Source organism: Bradyrhizobium brasilense, assembly GCF_029714345.1.
GTDB lineage: Bacteria > Pseudomonadota > Alphaproteobacteria > Rhizobiales > Xanthobacteraceae > Bradyrhizobium > Bradyrhizobium australafricanum.
Genome location: NZ_CP121669.1, coordinates 1,844,977 through 1,859,805 on the forward strand (window position 1 = coordinate 1,844,977; position 14,829 = coordinate 1,859,805).

The 14,829-nt window shown below is 60.8% G+C and carries 17 protein-coding genes and 2 pseudogenes; 13 read left to right on the forward strand and 6 right to left on the reverse strand.

Annotation, left to right across the window (positions count from 1 at the left end; genetic code table 11):
- Nucleotides 1-404 precede the first annotated feature (404 nt).
- The 4 genes from QA635_RS08455 to QA635_RS08470 all read left to right on the forward strand — a co-directional run bounded on the left by QA635_RS08455 (nt 405) and on the right by QA635_RS08470 (nt 5,753).
- Nucleotides 405-605 (forward strand): hypothetical protein, encoded by a 201-nt coding sequence (locus tag QA635_RS08455; RefSeq protein ID WP_229189884.1) that lies wholly within the window; start codon nt 405-407, stop codon nt 603-605.
- Between the two features lie 14 nt (nt 606-619).
- Complete coding sequence (locus QA635_RS08460; RefSeq protein WP_283071527.1) at nt 620-1,033, forward strand: hypothetical protein; 414 nt, start codon at nt 620-622, stop codon at nt 1,031-1,033.
- 1,013 nt (nt 1,034-2,046) lie between these two features.
- Complete coding sequence (locus tag QA635_RS08465) at nt 2,047-4,257, forward strand: ATP-binding protein (RefSeq protein ID WP_283068314.1); 2,211 nt, start codon at nt 2,047-2,049, stop codon at nt 4,255-4,257.
- Between the two features lie 1,286 nt (nt 4,258-5,543).
- Nucleotides 5,544-5,753 carry a hypothetical protein gene (locus QA635_RS08470; protein WP_283068315.1) on the forward strand — a complete coding sequence of 70 codons (210 nt, stop codon included), beginning with the start codon at nt 5,544-5,546 and terminating at the stop codon, nt 5,751-5,753.
- A gap of 30 nt (nt 5,754-5,783) precedes the next feature.
- Here QA635_RS08470 and QA635_RS08475 read toward each other — a convergent pair whose 3' ends face one another.
- Both QA635_RS08475 and QA635_RS08480 read right to left on the reverse strand, forming a co-directional pair.
- Complete coding sequence (locus tag QA635_RS08475; RefSeq protein ID WP_283068316.1) at nt 5,784-6,152, reverse strand: hypothetical protein; 369 nt, start codon at nt 6,150-6,152, stop codon at nt 5,784-5,786.
- Nucleotides 6,153-6,736: 584 nt separating this feature from the next.
- Nucleotides 6,737-6,883: a hypothetical protein gene (locus QA635_RS08480; RefSeq protein ID WP_283068317.1), complete on the reverse strand. Its 147-nt coding sequence runs from the start codon at nt 6,881-6,883 to the stop codon at nt 6,737-6,739.
- Nucleotides 6,884-7,570: 687 nt separating this feature from the next.
- Between QA635_RS08480 and QA635_RS08485 the strand changes: the two genes are divergently transcribed.
- On the forward strand, nt 7,571-7,819 hold the full coding sequence (locus QA635_RS08485) for a hypothetical protein (protein WP_229189888.1): 249 nt from the start codon (nt 7,571-7,573) through the stop codon (nt 7,817-7,819).
- An 845-nt stretch (nt 7,820-8,664) separates the two neighbouring features.
- Nucleotides 8,665-8,854: pseudogene (locus QA635_RS08490) on the forward strand (epoxide hydrolase); the annotation flags it as partial.
- Between the two features lie 395 nt (nt 8,855-9,249).
- On the opposite strand, the gene QA635_RS08495 reads toward QA635_RS08490, so the two are convergent.
- The 3 genes from QA635_RS08495 to QA635_RS08505 form a co-directional block, all read right to left on the reverse strand.
- Nucleotides 9,250-9,783 (reverse strand): hypothetical protein, encoded by a 534-nt coding sequence (locus QA635_RS08495; protein ID WP_283068318.1) that lies wholly within the window; start codon nt 9,781-9,783, stop codon nt 9,250-9,252.
- Between the two features lie 94 nt (nt 9,784-9,877).
- Nucleotides 9,878-10,375 (reverse strand): Hsp20/alpha crystallin family protein, encoded by a 498-nt coding sequence (locus QA635_RS08500; RefSeq protein WP_229189890.1) that lies wholly within the window; start codon nt 10,373-10,375, stop codon nt 9,878-9,880.
- An 84-nt stretch (nt 10,376-10,459) separates the two neighbouring features.
- Entirely contained in the window at nt 10,460-10,909 is a 450-nt protein-coding gene (locus QA635_RS08505) for an Hsp20 family protein (RefSeq protein ID WP_283068319.1), read from the reverse strand.
- Nucleotides 10,910-11,540: 631 nt separating this feature from the next.
- Between QA635_RS08505 and QA635_RS08510 the strand changes: the two genes are divergently transcribed.
- The 6 genes from QA635_RS08510 to QA635_RS08535 all read left to right on the forward strand — a co-directional run bounded on the left by QA635_RS08510 (nt 11,541) and on the right by QA635_RS08535 (nt 13,841).
- Entirely contained in the window at nt 11,541-11,750 is a 210-nt protein-coding gene (locus QA635_RS08510; protein WP_283068320.1) for a hypothetical protein, read from the forward strand.
- A 111-nt stretch (nt 11,751-11,861) separates the two neighbouring features.
- Nucleotides 11,862-12,317, forward strand: a complete 456-nt coding sequence (locus QA635_RS08515) for an Hsp20 family protein (protein ID WP_283068321.1) — start codon at nt 11,862-11,864, stop codon at nt 12,315-12,317.
- Nucleotides 12,318-12,715: 398 nt separating this feature from the next.
- Nucleotides 12,716-13,033, forward strand: a complete 318-nt coding sequence (locus tag QA635_RS08520; protein WP_283068322.1) for a hypothetical protein — start codon at nt 12,716-12,718, stop codon at nt 13,031-13,033.
- On the forward strand, nt 13,030-13,209 hold the full coding sequence (locus tag QA635_RS08525) for a hypothetical protein (RefSeq protein ID WP_028344371.1): 180 nt from the start codon (nt 13,030-13,032) through the stop codon (nt 13,207-13,209). Before QA635_RS08520 ends, QA635_RS08525 begins: the two co-directional genes overlap by 4 nt.
- A 21-nt stretch (nt 13,210-13,230) precedes the next feature.
- Nucleotides 13,231-13,422, forward strand: coding sequence for a hypothetical protein (locus QA635_RS08530; RefSeq protein WP_283068323.1), 192 nt, complete (start codon nt 13,231-13,233; stop codon nt 13,420-13,422).
- 197 nt (nt 13,423-13,619) lie between these two features.
- Complete coding sequence (locus QA635_RS08535) at nt 13,620-13,841, forward strand: hypothetical protein (protein ID WP_283068324.1); 222 nt, start codon at nt 13,620-13,622, stop codon at nt 13,839-13,841.
- Between the two features lie 225 nt (nt 13,842-14,066).
- On the opposite strand, the gene QA635_RS08540 is transcribed toward QA635_RS08535, so the two are convergent.
- Nucleotides 14,067-14,282, reverse strand: a complete 216-nt coding sequence (locus tag QA635_RS08540) for a hypothetical protein (RefSeq protein ID WP_283068325.1) — start codon at nt 14,280-14,282, stop codon at nt 14,067-14,069.
- Between the two features lie 57 nt (nt 14,283-14,339).
- Here QA635_RS08540 and QA635_RS08545 point away from each other — a divergent pair.
- Nucleotides 14,340-14,513, forward strand: a pseudogene (locus QA635_RS08545) (integrase core domain-containing protein); the annotation flags it as partial.
- Between the last annotated feature and the right edge of the window lie 316 nt (nt 14,514-14,829).

The window sequence follows — 14,829 nt, forward strand, 5'->3', positions numbered from 1 at the left end:
GAGCCACGCCGTCCGGTCCAGGCTATCACGAAGAAGGGCGGCGCGGGCCCCCCGTCAATATCGAAACTGGACAGCGAACCTAGAGCGGGCTGGCCGTGAGCGACGAGCCTGCCGCCAACGTCATTGACGATGTTGGCATCACATGCGACAGCAGCAGCGCTCCGGAGAGGCGACGGATCCCCAATTTCAGGCCGAGCTCATCGACAAGCTGGCCGTGCTGACAAGGTGAAGCTCCCTTAGCTTCGGGCCGAGTGCTGTTCGCGCCCAAGCCCGTGTCGACTGGCGCCGCGCGCCAGGCGCTGCCGACCTGGGGTTCGAACTCATTTTCCGCAAAGTTTAACATTGCCCAATCGCCAGGCCGAAAGAACCAAGCTAGGATGGGGTTTTCCCTCAGGGGGCAGGTCATGTTCGACAAGGCAACCACCGCGCTTTTGCGCGCGGTCCTCGACGAGGTATGCGAAAGCGTCTCGTGCCGAGAGATCGGAGCACGCACTCACGTCGCATCGAAGATTTTGGAGGCGGCCACCAGGGGCGAGGTTTCGCCCGATAGCCTCAAAAAGGTCGGCCGCGACGCCCTCTCGGAAGCGCCGACGATGTGGCGCTGATCGGGCGCGGGGGCGTGAACTTCCAGGTGACAGTCCTCAAGATCCTGGTGAGCTATCCGGACGGCTTCGCCGTGATGGAGGACCTCAAGCGGGACGTGGCCATCCTGGCGACCAGCGGCCGCGATTGGGCGGACCGAACTAGGCGCCTGGCCGCGCGCGTGCCGGATCTGGACATCTTTGCCCAGGGGCTGGTCGAACGCATAAGCGGGGGCTGGATGATCACTGCCGAGGGACGGACGGTGCTCGAACTCATGGAGGCCCGCCCGGCGGCGTCGGAGACGATCGAGGCGCCTTCAGTTGAGGAGATCGTGACCTCGCCAGCGCCCGTTCCTCCGATGCGGCAGCCCGCTGATCGTGCCAAGCGGCGGCGTGAACGCCGTGAACGCCTCCGCGAGGCGCGCGAACGGGCGAGAGCCAACGCCTCATGAGGTGAGAACGAAGTCCAAGAAAGAAGCCGCCAGCTTGGCGCGGCGGCTTGTTTAGTCCCGGACTGTCGATTGCCTCCCAGCCCCAAGCGTACCGCCGTTACCTTGTTTGCGGCCATGCCAGTTCAATCTACAGAACGCGCTTCGATTCGGCCTTAGTGCTCCTAACTTGTGCACTGGCTCTAGAGAGCCGGCAAGGCGCGGTAGGATGAAGACGGGGACCGAACCCGCGCGGTATCGCCAGGCGCGACCGTCCCGCCGGCCCGCACCACGCCAAGCACCCCGGATTTGAACGGAGGGTCAGTTTCCGCCGACGAGAGCATGTGCCGCTTAAGGCCGGCTCGGCGCGGAAAGAGGAGCACGGAAGTTGAACCCGCGCGGTATCGCCAGAGGCCGGCCCGCACCACGCCTAGCACCCCGCATCTGAATGGAGGACCCGTTTCCGCCGACGAGAGCACCTGCCGTTTCAGGCCACCTTGGAAGCGATCGATGGCCGCAGCGAAGAAGGGAGCGTTGGAGGCGCTGCGGAAGGTCGCCCCCGCGGCCAGCGCGCCGTCGTAGCCTGCGAACTGCCAAAGCAGGCTCGTGCAGCAACCCGGGTGGCCCGGTTGAACGGCATGACCGGAAGAATTCTCTACGAAAGCGCCAACGGCGATGTCTGGCGGCTAGTCCGCCATCCGCACTCCGGACGCCCGGCGGTTGACCATCAGCCGAGCGCCAGCTCAGGCGGACGGCGTCCATCACCGAGGTCGGACAATTCCTGCGGCCTTCCGTCATGGAACCCGAAAAGATGGCTAGGGAAGGCCGTGATGCGGTCCTTTGTTCCGCATTGTATTGACGTTCTGAACGAAATTTCGTGCCCCACCGCACCCGCTCGAAAGGGAACTCACCGCTGGGACCCTGCGTTGGCCAAGTGTACTTCTTCAGCCGCCGGGGGCCGTCAAGAAAGTCGAGCTACTGACGCCGGCCTGCCTCCTTCCAGGATGTGGCATCCGCACTTTTGTCAGGGAGCATCGATGATCGAAGCTGACGACCTCGCAAGCGCGCCCGATGAAATCAGCGCGGCCCAGTGGCGTCAGATCGTCAATGGCGCGACTGATACGGCCATCATCAGCGCCGATGAACGCGGACTCGTTACCAGCTGGAATACCGGCGCGAGCCGGATCCTTGGCTGGAGCGAACCCGAAATGCTCGGCAAGTCCTTGGACCGGATCTTTGCCGCAGACGCTGGCCAGGCGCAGTTGCGCAAAGAAATGGAAGATGCGACCGCGCACGGTAGGGGCGGCGGCCAGGAAGGCTGGCGCCTCCGCAAAGACGGGAGCCGTTTCTGGGCGGTGGGCGAACTGAGCCCGATCCGCGAGGGCGGAAAGATCGTCGGTTTCGTCAAGATCCTGCGCGACCGCACGATCCAGCGGAAGGCCGAGGAGATGATCCGTGAAGAGCGGCATTCGCTCGAAGTGCTCAATCGCGCCGGATCGGCCCTCGCCCTTGAGACTGATCTCCAGCGCCTGGTGCAAATCGTAACGGATGCGGGCGTCGAACTCAGCGGTGCCGAGTTTGGGGCGTTTTTCTACAACCTCACCAACGAGGCCGGCGAAAGCTACATGCTCTACACGCTTTCGGGAGCGCCGCTGGAGGCATTTTCGAAGTTTCCGATGCCGCGAAATACCGAAGTGTTCGCGCCGACCTTCAACGGCGAGGGCATCGTGCGCTCCGACGATATCACCAAGGATCCCCGCTATGGCAAGAATGCGCCGCGTCGAGGCATGCCCGAAGGCCATCTGCCCGTCCGGAGCTATCTCGCCGTTCCCGTGATTTCGCGGACGGGGGATGTGATCGGAGGCCTGTTCTTTGGCCACGGCAAGCCTAGCGTCTTTTCGGAGCGCTCCGAGCGGGGCCTCTCGGGGCTCGCCGCCGAAGCGGCCGTGGCAATCGACAATGTCCGTCTTTCGCAGGCGTCGCACCGCGAAATCGCAGAACGCAAGCGCGCCCAGGAGGCGCTCGTCGAGTTGAATGCCACGCTGGAAAAGCAGGTGATCGAGCGCACCGAACAGCTTAAGCGCAACGAGGAGGCGCTGCGGCAGTCCCAAAAGATGGAAGCGGTCGGGCAGTTGACGGGTGGGGTCGCCCACGACTTCAACAACCTCCTCCAGGTGATCATGGGAAATCTCGACACGTTGCAGCGTAATGTTCCTTCGGATTCCGCGCATCTGCAGCGCGCCGTGCGTCACGCGATGAATGGCGCCCAACGGGCCGCCTCGCTTACCCAGCGCCTTCTCGCGTTCTCGCGCCGCCAGCCCCTCGATCCCAAGCCGATCGACGTGAACGTTCTGGTCAACGGCCTTTCCGAGATGGTCCATCGCACGCTCGGCGAGACGATCGCCGTGGAGACCGTGCTCGGCGCCGGGTTGTGGCGCGTGGAAGCCGACCCCAATGAGCTCGAGGCTGCCATCCTCAATCTCGCCGTCAACGCTCGCGATGCCATGCCAAATGGGGGAAGGCTAACACTTGAGACCGGTAACGCCCACATCGACGAAGCCTATGTCGCGGCACATAGGGAAGTGGTGGCGGGCCAGTACGTCGTCATATCGGTCACCGACACCGGCGTTGGCATGGACCGGCAGACCGTGGCGCAAGCGTTCGAGCCATTCTTCACGACGAAACCCGTCGGCAAAGGCACGGGACTTGGGCTGAGCCAAGTGTATGGCTTCGTCAAGCAGTCGGGCGGTCATGTGAAGATTTATTCGGAACTTGGGCAGGGCACCACCGTCAAAATTTACCTGCCTCGCCTGTTAGGCGACTCGTCGGATGACACCACACCTGATGAGACGCTCAATCCGGAGGCGACCCAGGAAGAGACCATTCTCGTCGTCGAGGACGACGCCGACGTCAGAGCCTACTCTGTCGACAGCCTCCGCGAGCTGGGCTATCGCGTGCTGGAGGCCCATGATGGGCCGGCGGCTCTGCGGATTCTAGACCGGCAACCCCGAGTGGATCTCCTGTTTACAGACGTGGTCCTTCCGGGCGGTATGACGGGCGCGCAGGTCGCCGCTCAAGCCAGAGCCATCCGCCCCTCCTTGAAGGTGCTGTTCACTACCGGATATGCCCGCAACTCGATCATTCATCACGGCCGGCTCGATAAGGGCGTGCAATTGATCGTCAAGCCCTTCAGCTTCAATGAACTGGCCGCCAAGGTACGCGACGTGATGGATCAAGTCGAAAACTAAGCGATGGGGCGCGCAGCAGAACGAGTTGGCTTTTCTGCCGTGACACGACAAGGATGATCATCGGCATCGAGCATTGGCCGTGGCGGCACCGATCGGGTCAAGTCAGCGCGGCGGCCGACGCTCGCGGGCGAGCCAGCCCACCGCATCTGGCTTCACGGGGGCAACCTCGGTCGTAACCTTTTCCGTCCTGCCGCAGGTAGAGCACTCGAACGTACGCTCCTCGAATCCCCGCTCGCCGGAAGAGATACGCGACAGCGCGAGCCCGTGCTTGCACACCGGGCACATCGGGCGATCGTTTAGGGACTTCATGCGGCTGGCCTCGAAGGCAACATCGCAGGCGCTGCGGAGGACGGTTCGACTCTTACGCCTGGAGGAGGCCGCCGCCTTTGGCTATCCTCGCGAGCGCTAGTTCTGAATAGCGGGCCGTGAGACCTTTGGCTATCCGCGACAGGCGCCGTAGTTCAACGGCGGGCGACGGTCCCTGCAGTTCAATGGGGCAGCACGATTATCGTTCCTTCGACCTGCCCCGGTCGCCGCTGAAACCGTCCACGTTCGCCGACGTTCCTTTCAGGAGGTGGGTCGCAACGAGAGGAGGTGGGTCGCAACGAGATTGCTTCGATGCTGGGGGCCGTCGACATCGGTCCGCAACACAGCGGGTCAATTGTGCGGGAAATCGGCGGGCGGTGCATCAAGGAAAAGCCGGAATTGTCCCCCCCTGCGTCTGCAATTGGAGCGGCTCCCGAAAACCGAAGCCCCCTGACTCGGCCCCCTCGGCTCGCCGATCTGTGTTCACGCGGTAGCCGGCGCCCGCCCACCGTCGGTGATGCGATACTCGATATCTCCGGATGGAAGCGGTTCGGTTTCCACGTGACCGGGCTCCACGAGCCGCGCCGCGATTTCGTGGTCGAACGTCGGTGGGTTGACCAAGGATCCGCCGATGAGCTTCCTCAGAAAATCGCGCTCCAGATCGGTGCTCCATCTTCGCGCTCCTCTGCGATCTTTTCCGGCGCCGCTGCGGGACCCGGTCGGCGCAAGAAGGACTCGATTCCGGAACCCGGCGCGGTTCACCTGCAGTTCAGACCGGAACGCCTAGTAATGGGGCGTTGCAGAAAGAGGGCCATGATGGGTGCACCCGAGACTTTCGATGCCATGGCCATCGTCGTCGATTTGCTCGACGCGTGCCGGGACCGGCGAATGTCCGATCTGCTCGGCCTGTACGACGAAGACACCACCGTGGAATGTTGCGAAGGCGGGAGGTTCGAGGGCAGGCGGGCATTGCGTTCCTATTGGACGCTGAGGTTGGCGGATCAGCCTCCCGGCCCCTTCCAGATCGCCAGATCGAGGCGATCGTGCCGGAAGACGGCGGCATCTACCTCGAGTACCGCGATGCAGGGGGACGGCTGTTCCGGACGCGTCTCCGCTTGAACACCGCCGGCAAGATCGTGCACTCGACCTGCAATCCGCTGGTCACCAACGATGAGGCGTTTACGGTTTGATGCCGTGACGACTGTCCGTTCGCGGCGGCCTCAGCCGACCGCTCCAGCTGCCGCCGTTGTCGATGCGCCGTTGCCCCTCGCGTCTGCTCGGTCGCTGTGCCGGGATCGCGCTTTCGAGCAGGCGTGGCGGAGGGCGGTCAGTGCATCGGGCTGCGGCGCGGATACAGCTGAGACCTCCGGCGCGACCGGCTGGGGGGCCGACGATTCCGCAACACTGAGGATCTCGCGGCCGGCGTCGGTCAGCTGCCAGCCCGTTTCGTCCCGCAGCACCAAGTGCTGCCCGAGGTCCAGGTCCGGCACGCGGGCCGCGAGACCGTGATACCCGAGCCAGCCCCGATCCTTCGCGTACTCCAAGCCAGCCCAATACTCAGCCGGCGGCGCCTTGTCCTGGTAGAGCATCGGATAGTTGATCTCTTCGATGCAGATCCGGCCATCCTGGATCGGCTCGAAGGCGCGTGCTCCATGATCCTGCGCGCGGCTTTTTCGGATTCGGAGTAGGGGCGGTCGCCAACGTGTTTCATTGCTATGAATTTAGAGAGTTACAAACGGCCGCAGCAACCTTTGGGGGCCAAGAGGCTGTCGCTGGGGCCGCTGTCTCGGCCGGTTCGCTCCGGCCGACTCGCGAATGAAACCGTGTCAGCTTTGCACGAGCAGAGCAATTGCAACGATTGCGAAAGGGCAAAGCCCCAAGAGGACGATACCTACGCGGACGAATGTTTCGGCCATGGCACACCCCGACAGTGCAGCATTTGTCACATAGCTTAAGCCCGGGCGTCTCTCGCTGAAAGCGCAATTTATGCCGGATGCACGTAGCCCGAATAGGCTACAAAACCGCGCGTCCAAAGCGCTCCTCGCAGACGCTAGGACTTATTGTTTTAATGTCTTGGGTTCAAATCGGCGGAGAGCCGCCGACTCAGCCCCGAGGGGTTGCATGGAACTTCCGCTGCCAAAGCCACTAATAGCGAGCCAGATTGGCAGGTCCCCTACTTCGAGATGCTTGTCGATTGTCCGTTCGCTGCAGCGATCGCTTCCTGGGTACGTTGATAGGTCATTGTTCTGATCGTTTGTGCGCCAGCGATCGGCGTGGCTTCCACCAAGAACCCGCCGCCGGGTTGCTCGATAATCACCATTGGTGATCTCGTTCTGGATTTCGGAACAAGCGGGTAAGGCCCGGAATGTTCCAAATGTCGAGGTTGGTCTTCCGGGCGCAGCAAGCTCTGCGTTGGTGTCAGCGCTCTCCCGGCCACCAACTCGATGGCGGCCGCTTCCGGCTTTAGGTGGTTTGCCTGGATCAGGGCGCGACGCCGCCCGCTTAAAATACACACGGGCCGTTGGCTCTAGCCCCAGGATGTAAAGTGCAAAATCCTGACGAGTTGAAGACTGCGGCGGTACGTAAATATTTCTTACCTAAGAAGGAGTAGGCTCTGGGCTTGACCGACGCCTTGGGTCGAAGCTGCCACTGAAGCGCTAGCCGTCGCGCCGCCGGCCAATGAAAGAGTTTTCGAGCTCCACGAGAATATGCATATGATCCTTCCCGAGTGGCCGAACGTCGAGCAGCAAGATGAAGACGACGAGGCGGCCTGAAACGGGCTAGCTCGCGCTGGTTCAAGAAAAAACGCCGCCGGTCTCAAAAATACACGCCCGGCGGCGTTCCTTCCTGAACTGGGACGCTGAAATTCCTAGCACTAAGCAAACTGCAGGGGCCGTGCCACGGGCCAATGACGCATCAAGTGCGCGTGATATGTGAGGCCGTTCACACGCGATCATCGCGAGTCGGCCTAACGCACCGATGGGTGGCAACTCGGTGTCGGAGAATCATGATGCCGTTTTTCAGCAGCCAAAGCTTGGCGTCAGCAGCCGCCGCTTCAGTGCTCAGTGTTCTCGTCGTGGGAGCGCTCGCCTTTTCGGCCGTTGGTTATGTGGAGTGGTCATCGGGCGTTAATCTAACCCATTTCATGGGCCGGACTGCGGCGGATGCCTCAACGCCGGTTCTACCGCTCAAGGGGCGAACAGGTTGCGAGCAGGGCAATAAGCCGCTGCCCGCGCTTTCTCTACCGCTCGAATGACGCCGACCTAAAGCGACGGCGCCCAATCTCCCAAGGCGACTAAACCGCCAGACGGGCAGGCAGGGCCTCATCGCCTGCTGGCGACGTGCATCGGCGAGTTTGTGCCTGGCTCGGGCGCCCCCATAGTTGCCCATATGGCAATGCCTATGGCCAGCGCTAACAGCACGGTCTTTGTAGCAATCTTGTCGCCAGACATTCTCGAGACGCCTCTCATGCGTCAGCGCGGCAAATCTCAAAAACTACGCCGCCGGGCCCGAAATGGTTTGTCCCGGCGGCGCCCTGTCATTCCCAGCGCTAGGGCCCTGAAATTCCCAACGTCACTTGCTTAGCAGGTACCCGGAGTGACGGCTGTTGCCTAACTCACACAAGGTCCAAAAGAGGAGCCGACGCTCAGGGCCGGTGCGCCAGCTCCTCCGAAACGTGACCGTGCTGCGTCCCCAACGGTCCCGTCCCTCAGAGAAGCCTGCGCCGATCACGTTGCTGATTTGCTAACGGCTCGGGAACAAGTGGGAATGCGAAGAGTCAATTCGTTGCTCCCGCGATCAGGTGCCCCCCCGACCGGGAGTTCAGTGGCGACCCTGGTGCCCCCAGCGCCGGGGTCGCTTGTATGCGTCCCCCCGAGGCCCTCGGCAAGTGCGCTGCGACGTCGAGTGCAATTCAGGCTGCCGCGGATGTACCGGCATTCTGCCTGAACCGAGGTGGCTCTTGCTCACCGGCGCCCGCGCCCCCAGCAGACGACACGACGGCCTCAGCGATCCCAAGCTGGGGCCGTTTTCGCGTTTTGTGTGTAGAATTGGCCGCGGGCGCGGAAGACACGCCATCGGGGCCCGGGCTGTTGCGGCGAACAGGGAGGCGATTGGGGAGCGTTTGTCGTCGACCAGATGGGCTTACAGGCACCTGCGGGATTGCTTGCCATCCACACCAACATGCCCGCCACCGTTCCAGCCGACGTCGACAAGGCCCTCAAGGCCGGCAACCCACCGCCGTCCAGTCTCTCCGCAGGAACGACGCGCCTATGAACAGCTGGTCAGAACTCTGGCGCGAACATGCTCACCGGAGGTCACCAATGAAAAGACTGGAGGCGATGCGGCAGATTTCGGCGTAGCTCGAGTGGTAGGCTTTAGCCCACGAGCGATGGGAGTGCTAGGGTCACCATTGTCAATTTGGGATTGGAGAACGTTTGACTAGTGCTCGACCAAACGCGCCGATCATTGCTGCCGCCTCATGATCTCCACGATCATCGAGAATGCGATGAAGCGTCCTCGCACTTTCTTGGAATACGGGCAAAAGCGATGGGTCACGTTCGCACAAGACACCTGCGATACACAGTGCAAGGGCCTCCACACCCATCTTCGCTTGAGCTAAAGGATCTGCTGCCATCTTTTCCTGCCTCCATCGACAGTTTAATCGTACACTGCGCGGTCCCAGGCTCAGTTTTTATGACGACGCTCGCTCCGGGAGGCGATCAAGCCCTTTAATTCCTCGACAAGACGCCGCCTGATGAAGTTGCGTTCGGCGTCAGTCAGTTGAGTGTCCAACAGCCGCCGGTACCGCCGTACATTTGCTTCGCGAGTCCACCGAGCATCCGCGCGGGATACTCTCAACGGCCGATGCCGCTTCGTCGCAGCATGTCGTTCGGAATCGCAAACGGCGGGCACCGGCTTGCTCAACCGAGGCAGCTGCATCGCCATTCCACCGCGCGGCGGCGGATCCTCCTCGTCGTCCAGCCGCTTCAGCGCCGCCAGGATATCGGCGAGGCGCAACCGATGCGGAATGCCGGGCACCTCCCGAAGAGCCGGCTGGGATTCGACGATGTACATATCCGATGCCCAGGACGATAGGATGACTCGCTTCTCGTCTGTCGAGAGCCGAGCGTCATTCAATACATCGCCGGGTGAATTATAGTGAGATACTGAATGAAATAGCGACGCATTGCTGTTGGCATTGCGATTGACATGGCTCATGTCGTGCCTCCTGTTTCTCCTTTCGCCCAGAGACGCGTTGCTAAAGGCTTGGATATAGAGGTCGGCGACGGTCGTACGCCGCCGACCTCTGGCCTTAGTTGCTGTTGATCGCGATACGCTTGACGTTCGACCGTGACTGCTCGGACCTCGGTAGCGTCACGGTGAGGACGCCGTCCTTGAAGTCGGCCTTCGCCCTATCTTCCTCGACGCCATCAAGCGGAATCTGGCGCTCGAAAGAGCCGTAATATCGCTCGCTGACGAACTTGGAATCGTCGCTGCGTTCTGCTTTCCTTTCACCCCGGATTGAAAGGATGCCGTTGGCGATTTCAACCTGGACATCCTTTTCGCTGAGGCCTGGAAGCTCGGCGGAAACCGTAACCTCCTTATCGGTTTCATTCAGTTCAAGGCGTGGCCAACTAAACTGGCCCTCCATCAACGGAGCGTTGATGCGACCGAATGAGCCGAAGCCGCGAAAGGCGTCATCGAACAGACGGTTCATCTCACGGTGAAGCGTGAGAAACGGATCGAATGCCTCTCGTCCGGTTGAGAGTTCTTGCCCTTTGCCCCAGGGAACGAGATCCCGAATACCCATGATATCCTCCTTAACTTGACATGCAGCTGGTCAGCGCACGGACGGTTACCGTCCGTGCGTGTTTTGGCCCAATAGGAAGCGGGCTCAGGCCGCCTTCTGCGTGATTTGTCCGCCAGGAGCGCCACTTCCGATGGCAATACGCCGAGGCTTCATGGCCTCGGGGATTTCGCGCAGGAGCTCGATCCGCAGCAGACCGTTTTCGACCATCGCCGACTTGACCTGCACGTAGTCGGCGAGGTTGAACTGTCGCTTGAACGGACGCGCCGAGATACCCCGATAGAGGTATTCGTGCTGGTCCTTGTCGCCCTTGCGCCCTTCCACGGTCAGCACGTTCTGCTCAGCCGTCACCGAAATCTCGTCCTGGTTGAAGCCGGCCAGTGCGACCGAGATCTGGTAACGGTCCTCTCCGAGCCGCTCGATATTGTAGGGCGGGTAGTTGTCTTCGGATCGGTGCTGGGTTTCGTCGAGAAGGTCGAAGAGGCGGTCGAATCCAATACTCGAACGCCACAGGGGAGTGAAATCATATGTCCTCATAGCCAAGTCCTCCAGAGAGCAAGATGGATACGAAGGAGCGCAAGACGTTCGGTGCAAGACACCTGTCCGGCGCCCTGGTTGCTTTGCCGAGCCCAGCCTGGCGCCCGGCACCGCCCGTAAGCGGCAAAAATCAAATTAGAAAAACGGCGATCAGTTTCAAGAGCGTTCGCAAAAATTTTTGGGCTTGGTTTTAGTCGGGTTATTCCGGCCCGCGCACCGGAACCGAGTTCGGGCAGTTGGCTCGCGAGGGCACACCGGCCATCTCAGCCGGGTCGGGAGACCACTCAATACGGGGACATCGCGGGGGCCGGAGAAGTTTGCACTTTGGCCGCGGGGACCTGGATTTCTTGATCCGGATCAAGACAACGAGAGAACGGCGCCGTCCACGGTAAATCACTCGTCGTGGGAGGCCGTCTGATGGCGTGCCGGCCCCATTGCGGTATTTCCATTTGCTCTGGAGTCGGCTGCCGTGCAAACGGGCTTATCACGAAGGCACGCGCCATGCGAGATCGGTTGCGCAGCCGGCGCGCAACCCTTGCTTGCAGCTAGCCTCTAACGTTTTAAGTCCCGCGCGATCCCTTGCGAACGCCGGATGCGCCAACCCATCGACCCTAGAGGTATAGCTCTTGCCATGAGCAACAACACTGACGGTGCACCAAATGAAAATCGCTTCAGATCCTACGGGCAGGCTCAAGGTCTTCGGTTCATCGGCGAGCAGGCGCGCCTCGACTGCGCGATGCTTTCGCTCGCCAGCCATTGGCGGGTCGGACCGCCGGCAGATCGCAAATTTTTTCTCAAAGCGGCTCTTGACGCCGTTACTCCGCCGCATAATTTTTGCTGAGCCAGCCCGCTTTGGGGCGGTGTCTGGGCGCCCTTTAGGGCCCAGGCAAGACGGGTGCCGGTTGTGTACCGGTGCCGTTCATATCCATCTTGCTCTCTGGAGGATTTGGCTATGCGCACATACGACCTATCCCCTCTCTTCCGCTCGACTATCGGCTTCGATCGTCTTTTCGATCTTGCCGAAATAGCCAACCGGACCGGTGGCGACGACAACTATCCCCCCTACAATATCGAACGGCTGGCCGAGGACCGCTATCAGATTGCGCTTGCAGTCGCAGGCTTCTCGCCTGACGCGATTTCGGTGACGGCCGAGCAGAACGTCCTCACGATCGAAGGGGACAAGCTCGAACAGGCCGAGCGCGAATACCTGTACCAGGGGATCTCGACCCGGAGGTTCAAGCGGCAGTTCAGCCTGGCCGACTACGTTCAGGTAAAGAGTGCTGCATTCGACAACGGGCTTCTAAAGATCGAGCTTGCGCGCGAGATTCCTGAGGCCATGAAGCCGCGGCGGATCGCGATTAACGCAATGTCGACGAAGTCGCCCCGACAGCTCGAATCTGCTGCCTGACCCGGCCGCGTGCCGAAAATCCGGCACGCGACCTTCACATTGATATCGTCTACAGAACGGAGGCAACCATGCGGCCGACGACCGCGTATAACACTCTGGACGCTGTGAAGTTATTGATCTCAAACGAGCGACGATTCGAACGTCCGCGGGATCTATTCGCGGATACCTTACTGAACATGGCTGAAAGCCGAGCCATTCTCGCGTGCCGAGCTTCCGAGGTCGCCGCCATTCCATCCAATCTTACCTTGTGCTCGTCGAAGGGACTGTTAGCGCCCCTTCGCGTCGACGCGATCCCGGCTGCACGTCGCAGTCTCGACGGCGATCTACGCCCACTGCCGGAAGGCAAGTCAGCCCGTCTGCGCTCGACGGCGCGTCCTGTTGCCGCATAGGAGGTTGCCATGACCGACATCACGCTGCCCAAGCAAGTCGTCGACAGGATTGAAGCCCGCTGGTCCTCAAGATACGGCCCGATGGAGAAGCGACACTCCAGATTGATCGATCAGCGGCTCGAGCAACTTCGAGCGCACCGTAACAACATCTGGCGTTATCGGCGGCTACTGAAAACCCGGCTCACCGAGTTGGAGCGTCAATTCATCGAAAGACGCCTCGCAGAGGAGCTCGAAGCCGTGCAACGCGTGGCGTCTGATGTAACCCCCATCGGTACATGCCTGATGTCAATCCCGGCTGCCAGAACATCGGGAGAAAGCCAGCCATGATCGACCTTCAAAAGAAACTTATTCGCGGCAGCGAGAAGATCATCGGCCACTACCAGTATCTGCTGGCTACCGCGACCTCGGAACGGGAGCGCGAGCGTTTTCGCCAACGCATCAACGAAGAGCAGTTGCTGCTGGACAAGCGTCGGCAGCCTGAGCAACCCGCTCGCGCAGCGTGACAGAAAGGATGACATGGCCGCATGGGTGAATTGAAGAGCTTGCCCCTGGACGAAGCCATCCGACTTCGCTGGGTCTTGCGGGACATCAGAGCCAGGCGCTTTATCGTCAGCCCGCTCGATCCGGCCGATGTCCAGAAGCTCACTCAAATGGGCTACATCGAAATCCGTGACACGCTCCCCGTTCTGACGGCTGCGGGTATGGATGAGATTTGAATAATTTGACTCAGATGTTAGCCGATCCGCTGAGTCAAAGGGTCGCTGGAGGCTTAACAACCGTCCGCATGTTGGCGAACCAAAAAGGGACTGAGCAGGATCGGTACGACAATGACTGCGAAGATCGTCATTTTCTGCGACCACGAGGATTCCCATGGCGCAGTGACTTTGACAACCTACATGGGCTCGGAGGATAAATGTCTATCTATCTGCATACGCAAATCCGGCAGATGAAGCCGACCGAGATCAGCCGCATCGTGACAGCCTACGAGCAAACTCTACGTGCTCTCTGCGTCAAGGATCGCGACGACCCACTCACGGAAATGATCGCGAAGACAATCATCAAGGTCGCACAGACCGATATCACTGATCCAGCAGAGATTTCGGCTCACGCGATCAAGCAATTGGAAATCCGCTAGGGGATGCGATGGGGTCTCGACAAACAAGCGCTCCTTCATCTTTCTGGAAATTGTCGATGAAGATCGGGCTCTTGAGGTGGCACGGCGGATCGCTGAGAGCACTGGGCGTGAGGTGCCCCTGCGTGATGCGAACTGAGTAGAACTGACCACAATTCGAACGAGGCACTGAGACCAAGCTCTTATGCGGTGGCACTGCTGATCTCAGTTTTTTTGCTTTGTGACGTCTTAGAAAAAAAGCCTGGGCCGACAACTGTGCCGCCATCGATGTGTGGCGAGCACGCCAAATGCTGTCGAGATCGCCAGCAGAACTGGGATCCAATGGTTCGAGGCAATCTTCGAATTGGACAGATGGTAGGAAATCAGCTCGAAGCTCACCAGCCCTGCCGCAAACAGACCGCCCGCCAGTGCGACGAGCGACGCGACTGCAGAGATCGTCAGCAAGGCGTATCCAGTTCGATAGTCTCTCTTGAGACCGTCTTGGCCGTCACATTGAACTGCCTGCGAGAATGGGCCTACGCGCAGGCCTACAACGCCTCAACAGAAAGAGCAGCCGAGCTGCCGCGATGGCTTCACCGCTACAACTGGCATCGTCCTCATGGCAGTATCGGCTCAAAGCCACCGATCAGCAGGTTCGGATTGACCGGGAACAACCTCTTGAGGCTCCATACCTAGAGCTATGGCAGGAGACGCGCTGGGTAGTGACCTATCGACCCAGGAGTAAAGCACCATGTCCCTTTTGCAAGGAAAGACGCGAAGCGACTGTCACCGCACCGGAGGTCCGGCGTTGAGTACGATCGCAAGATAATGCTGTCGGGTCGGGGGCAGAACGACGATGGCGACGGTCGATCAATCTTCCATTCGCGGTCGAGATCGCATGAACGTTTTTCGTCGCAGGCCTACCTCGGACTTAGTGCGGGCGTCGGGTCGCGAATGCCGGTCCGATGGGGCTCTCGAGGGTTGCCTTGACCGAGTGCCCTGCTCTCGGCCA

Bases quoted from the DNA above. Each gene is read 5' to 3' on its own strand.
- QA635_RS08495 (WP_283068318.1), bottom strand. From the start codon at position 9,783: ATGAGCCATGTCAATCGCAATGCCAACAGCAATGCGTCGCTATTTCAT.
- QA635_RS08500 (WP_229189890.1), bottom strand. From the start codon at position 10,375: ATGGGTATTCGGGATCTCGTTCCCTGGGGCAAAGGGCAAGAACTCTCA.
- QA635_RS08455 (WP_229189884.1), top strand. From the start codon at position 405: ATGTTCGACAAGGCAACCACCGCGCTTTTGCGCGCGGTCCTCGACGAG.
- QA635_RS08525 (WP_028344371.1), top strand. From the start codon at position 13,030: ATGATCGACCTTCAAAAGAAACTTATTCGCGGCAGCGAGAAGATCATC.
- QA635_RS08520 (WP_283068322.1), top strand. From the start codon at position 12,716: ATGACCGACATCACGCTGCCCAAGCAAGTCGTCGACAGGATTGAAGCC.
- QA635_RS08465 (WP_283068314.1), top strand. From the start codon at position 2,047: ATGATCGAAGCTGACGACCTCGCAAGCGCGCCCGATGAAATCAGCGCG.
- QA635_RS08515 (WP_283068321.1), top strand. From the start codon at position 11,862: ATGCGCACATACGACCTATCCCCTCTCTTCCGCTCGACTATCGGCTTC.
- QA635_RS08535 (WP_283068324.1), top strand. From the start codon at position 13,620: ATGTCTATCTATCTGCATACGCAAATCCGGCAGATGAAGCCGACCGAG.
- QA635_RS08480 (WP_283068317.1), bottom strand. From the start codon at position 6,883: ATGGTGATTATCGAGCAACCCGGCGGCGGGTTCTTGGTGGAAGCCACG.
- QA635_RS08530 (WP_283068323.1), top strand. From the start codon at position 13,231: ATGGGTGAATTGAAGAGCTTGCCCCTGGACGAAGCCATCCGACTTCGC.
- QA635_RS08485 (WP_229189888.1), top strand. From the start codon at position 7,571: ATGATGCCGTTTTTCAGCAGCCAAAGCTTGGCGTCAGCAGCCGCCGCT.
- QA635_RS08510 (WP_283068320.1), top strand. From the start codon at position 11,541: ATGAGCAACAACACTGACGGTGCACCAAATGAAAATCGCTTCAGATCC.
- QA635_RS08475 (WP_283068316.1), bottom strand. From the start codon at position 6,152: ATGCTCTACCAGGACAAGGCGCCGCCGGCTGAGTATTGGGCTGGCTTG.
- QA635_RS08505 (WP_283068319.1), bottom strand. From the start codon at position 10,909: ATGAGGACATATGATTTCACTCCCCTGTGGCGTTCGAGTATTGGATTC.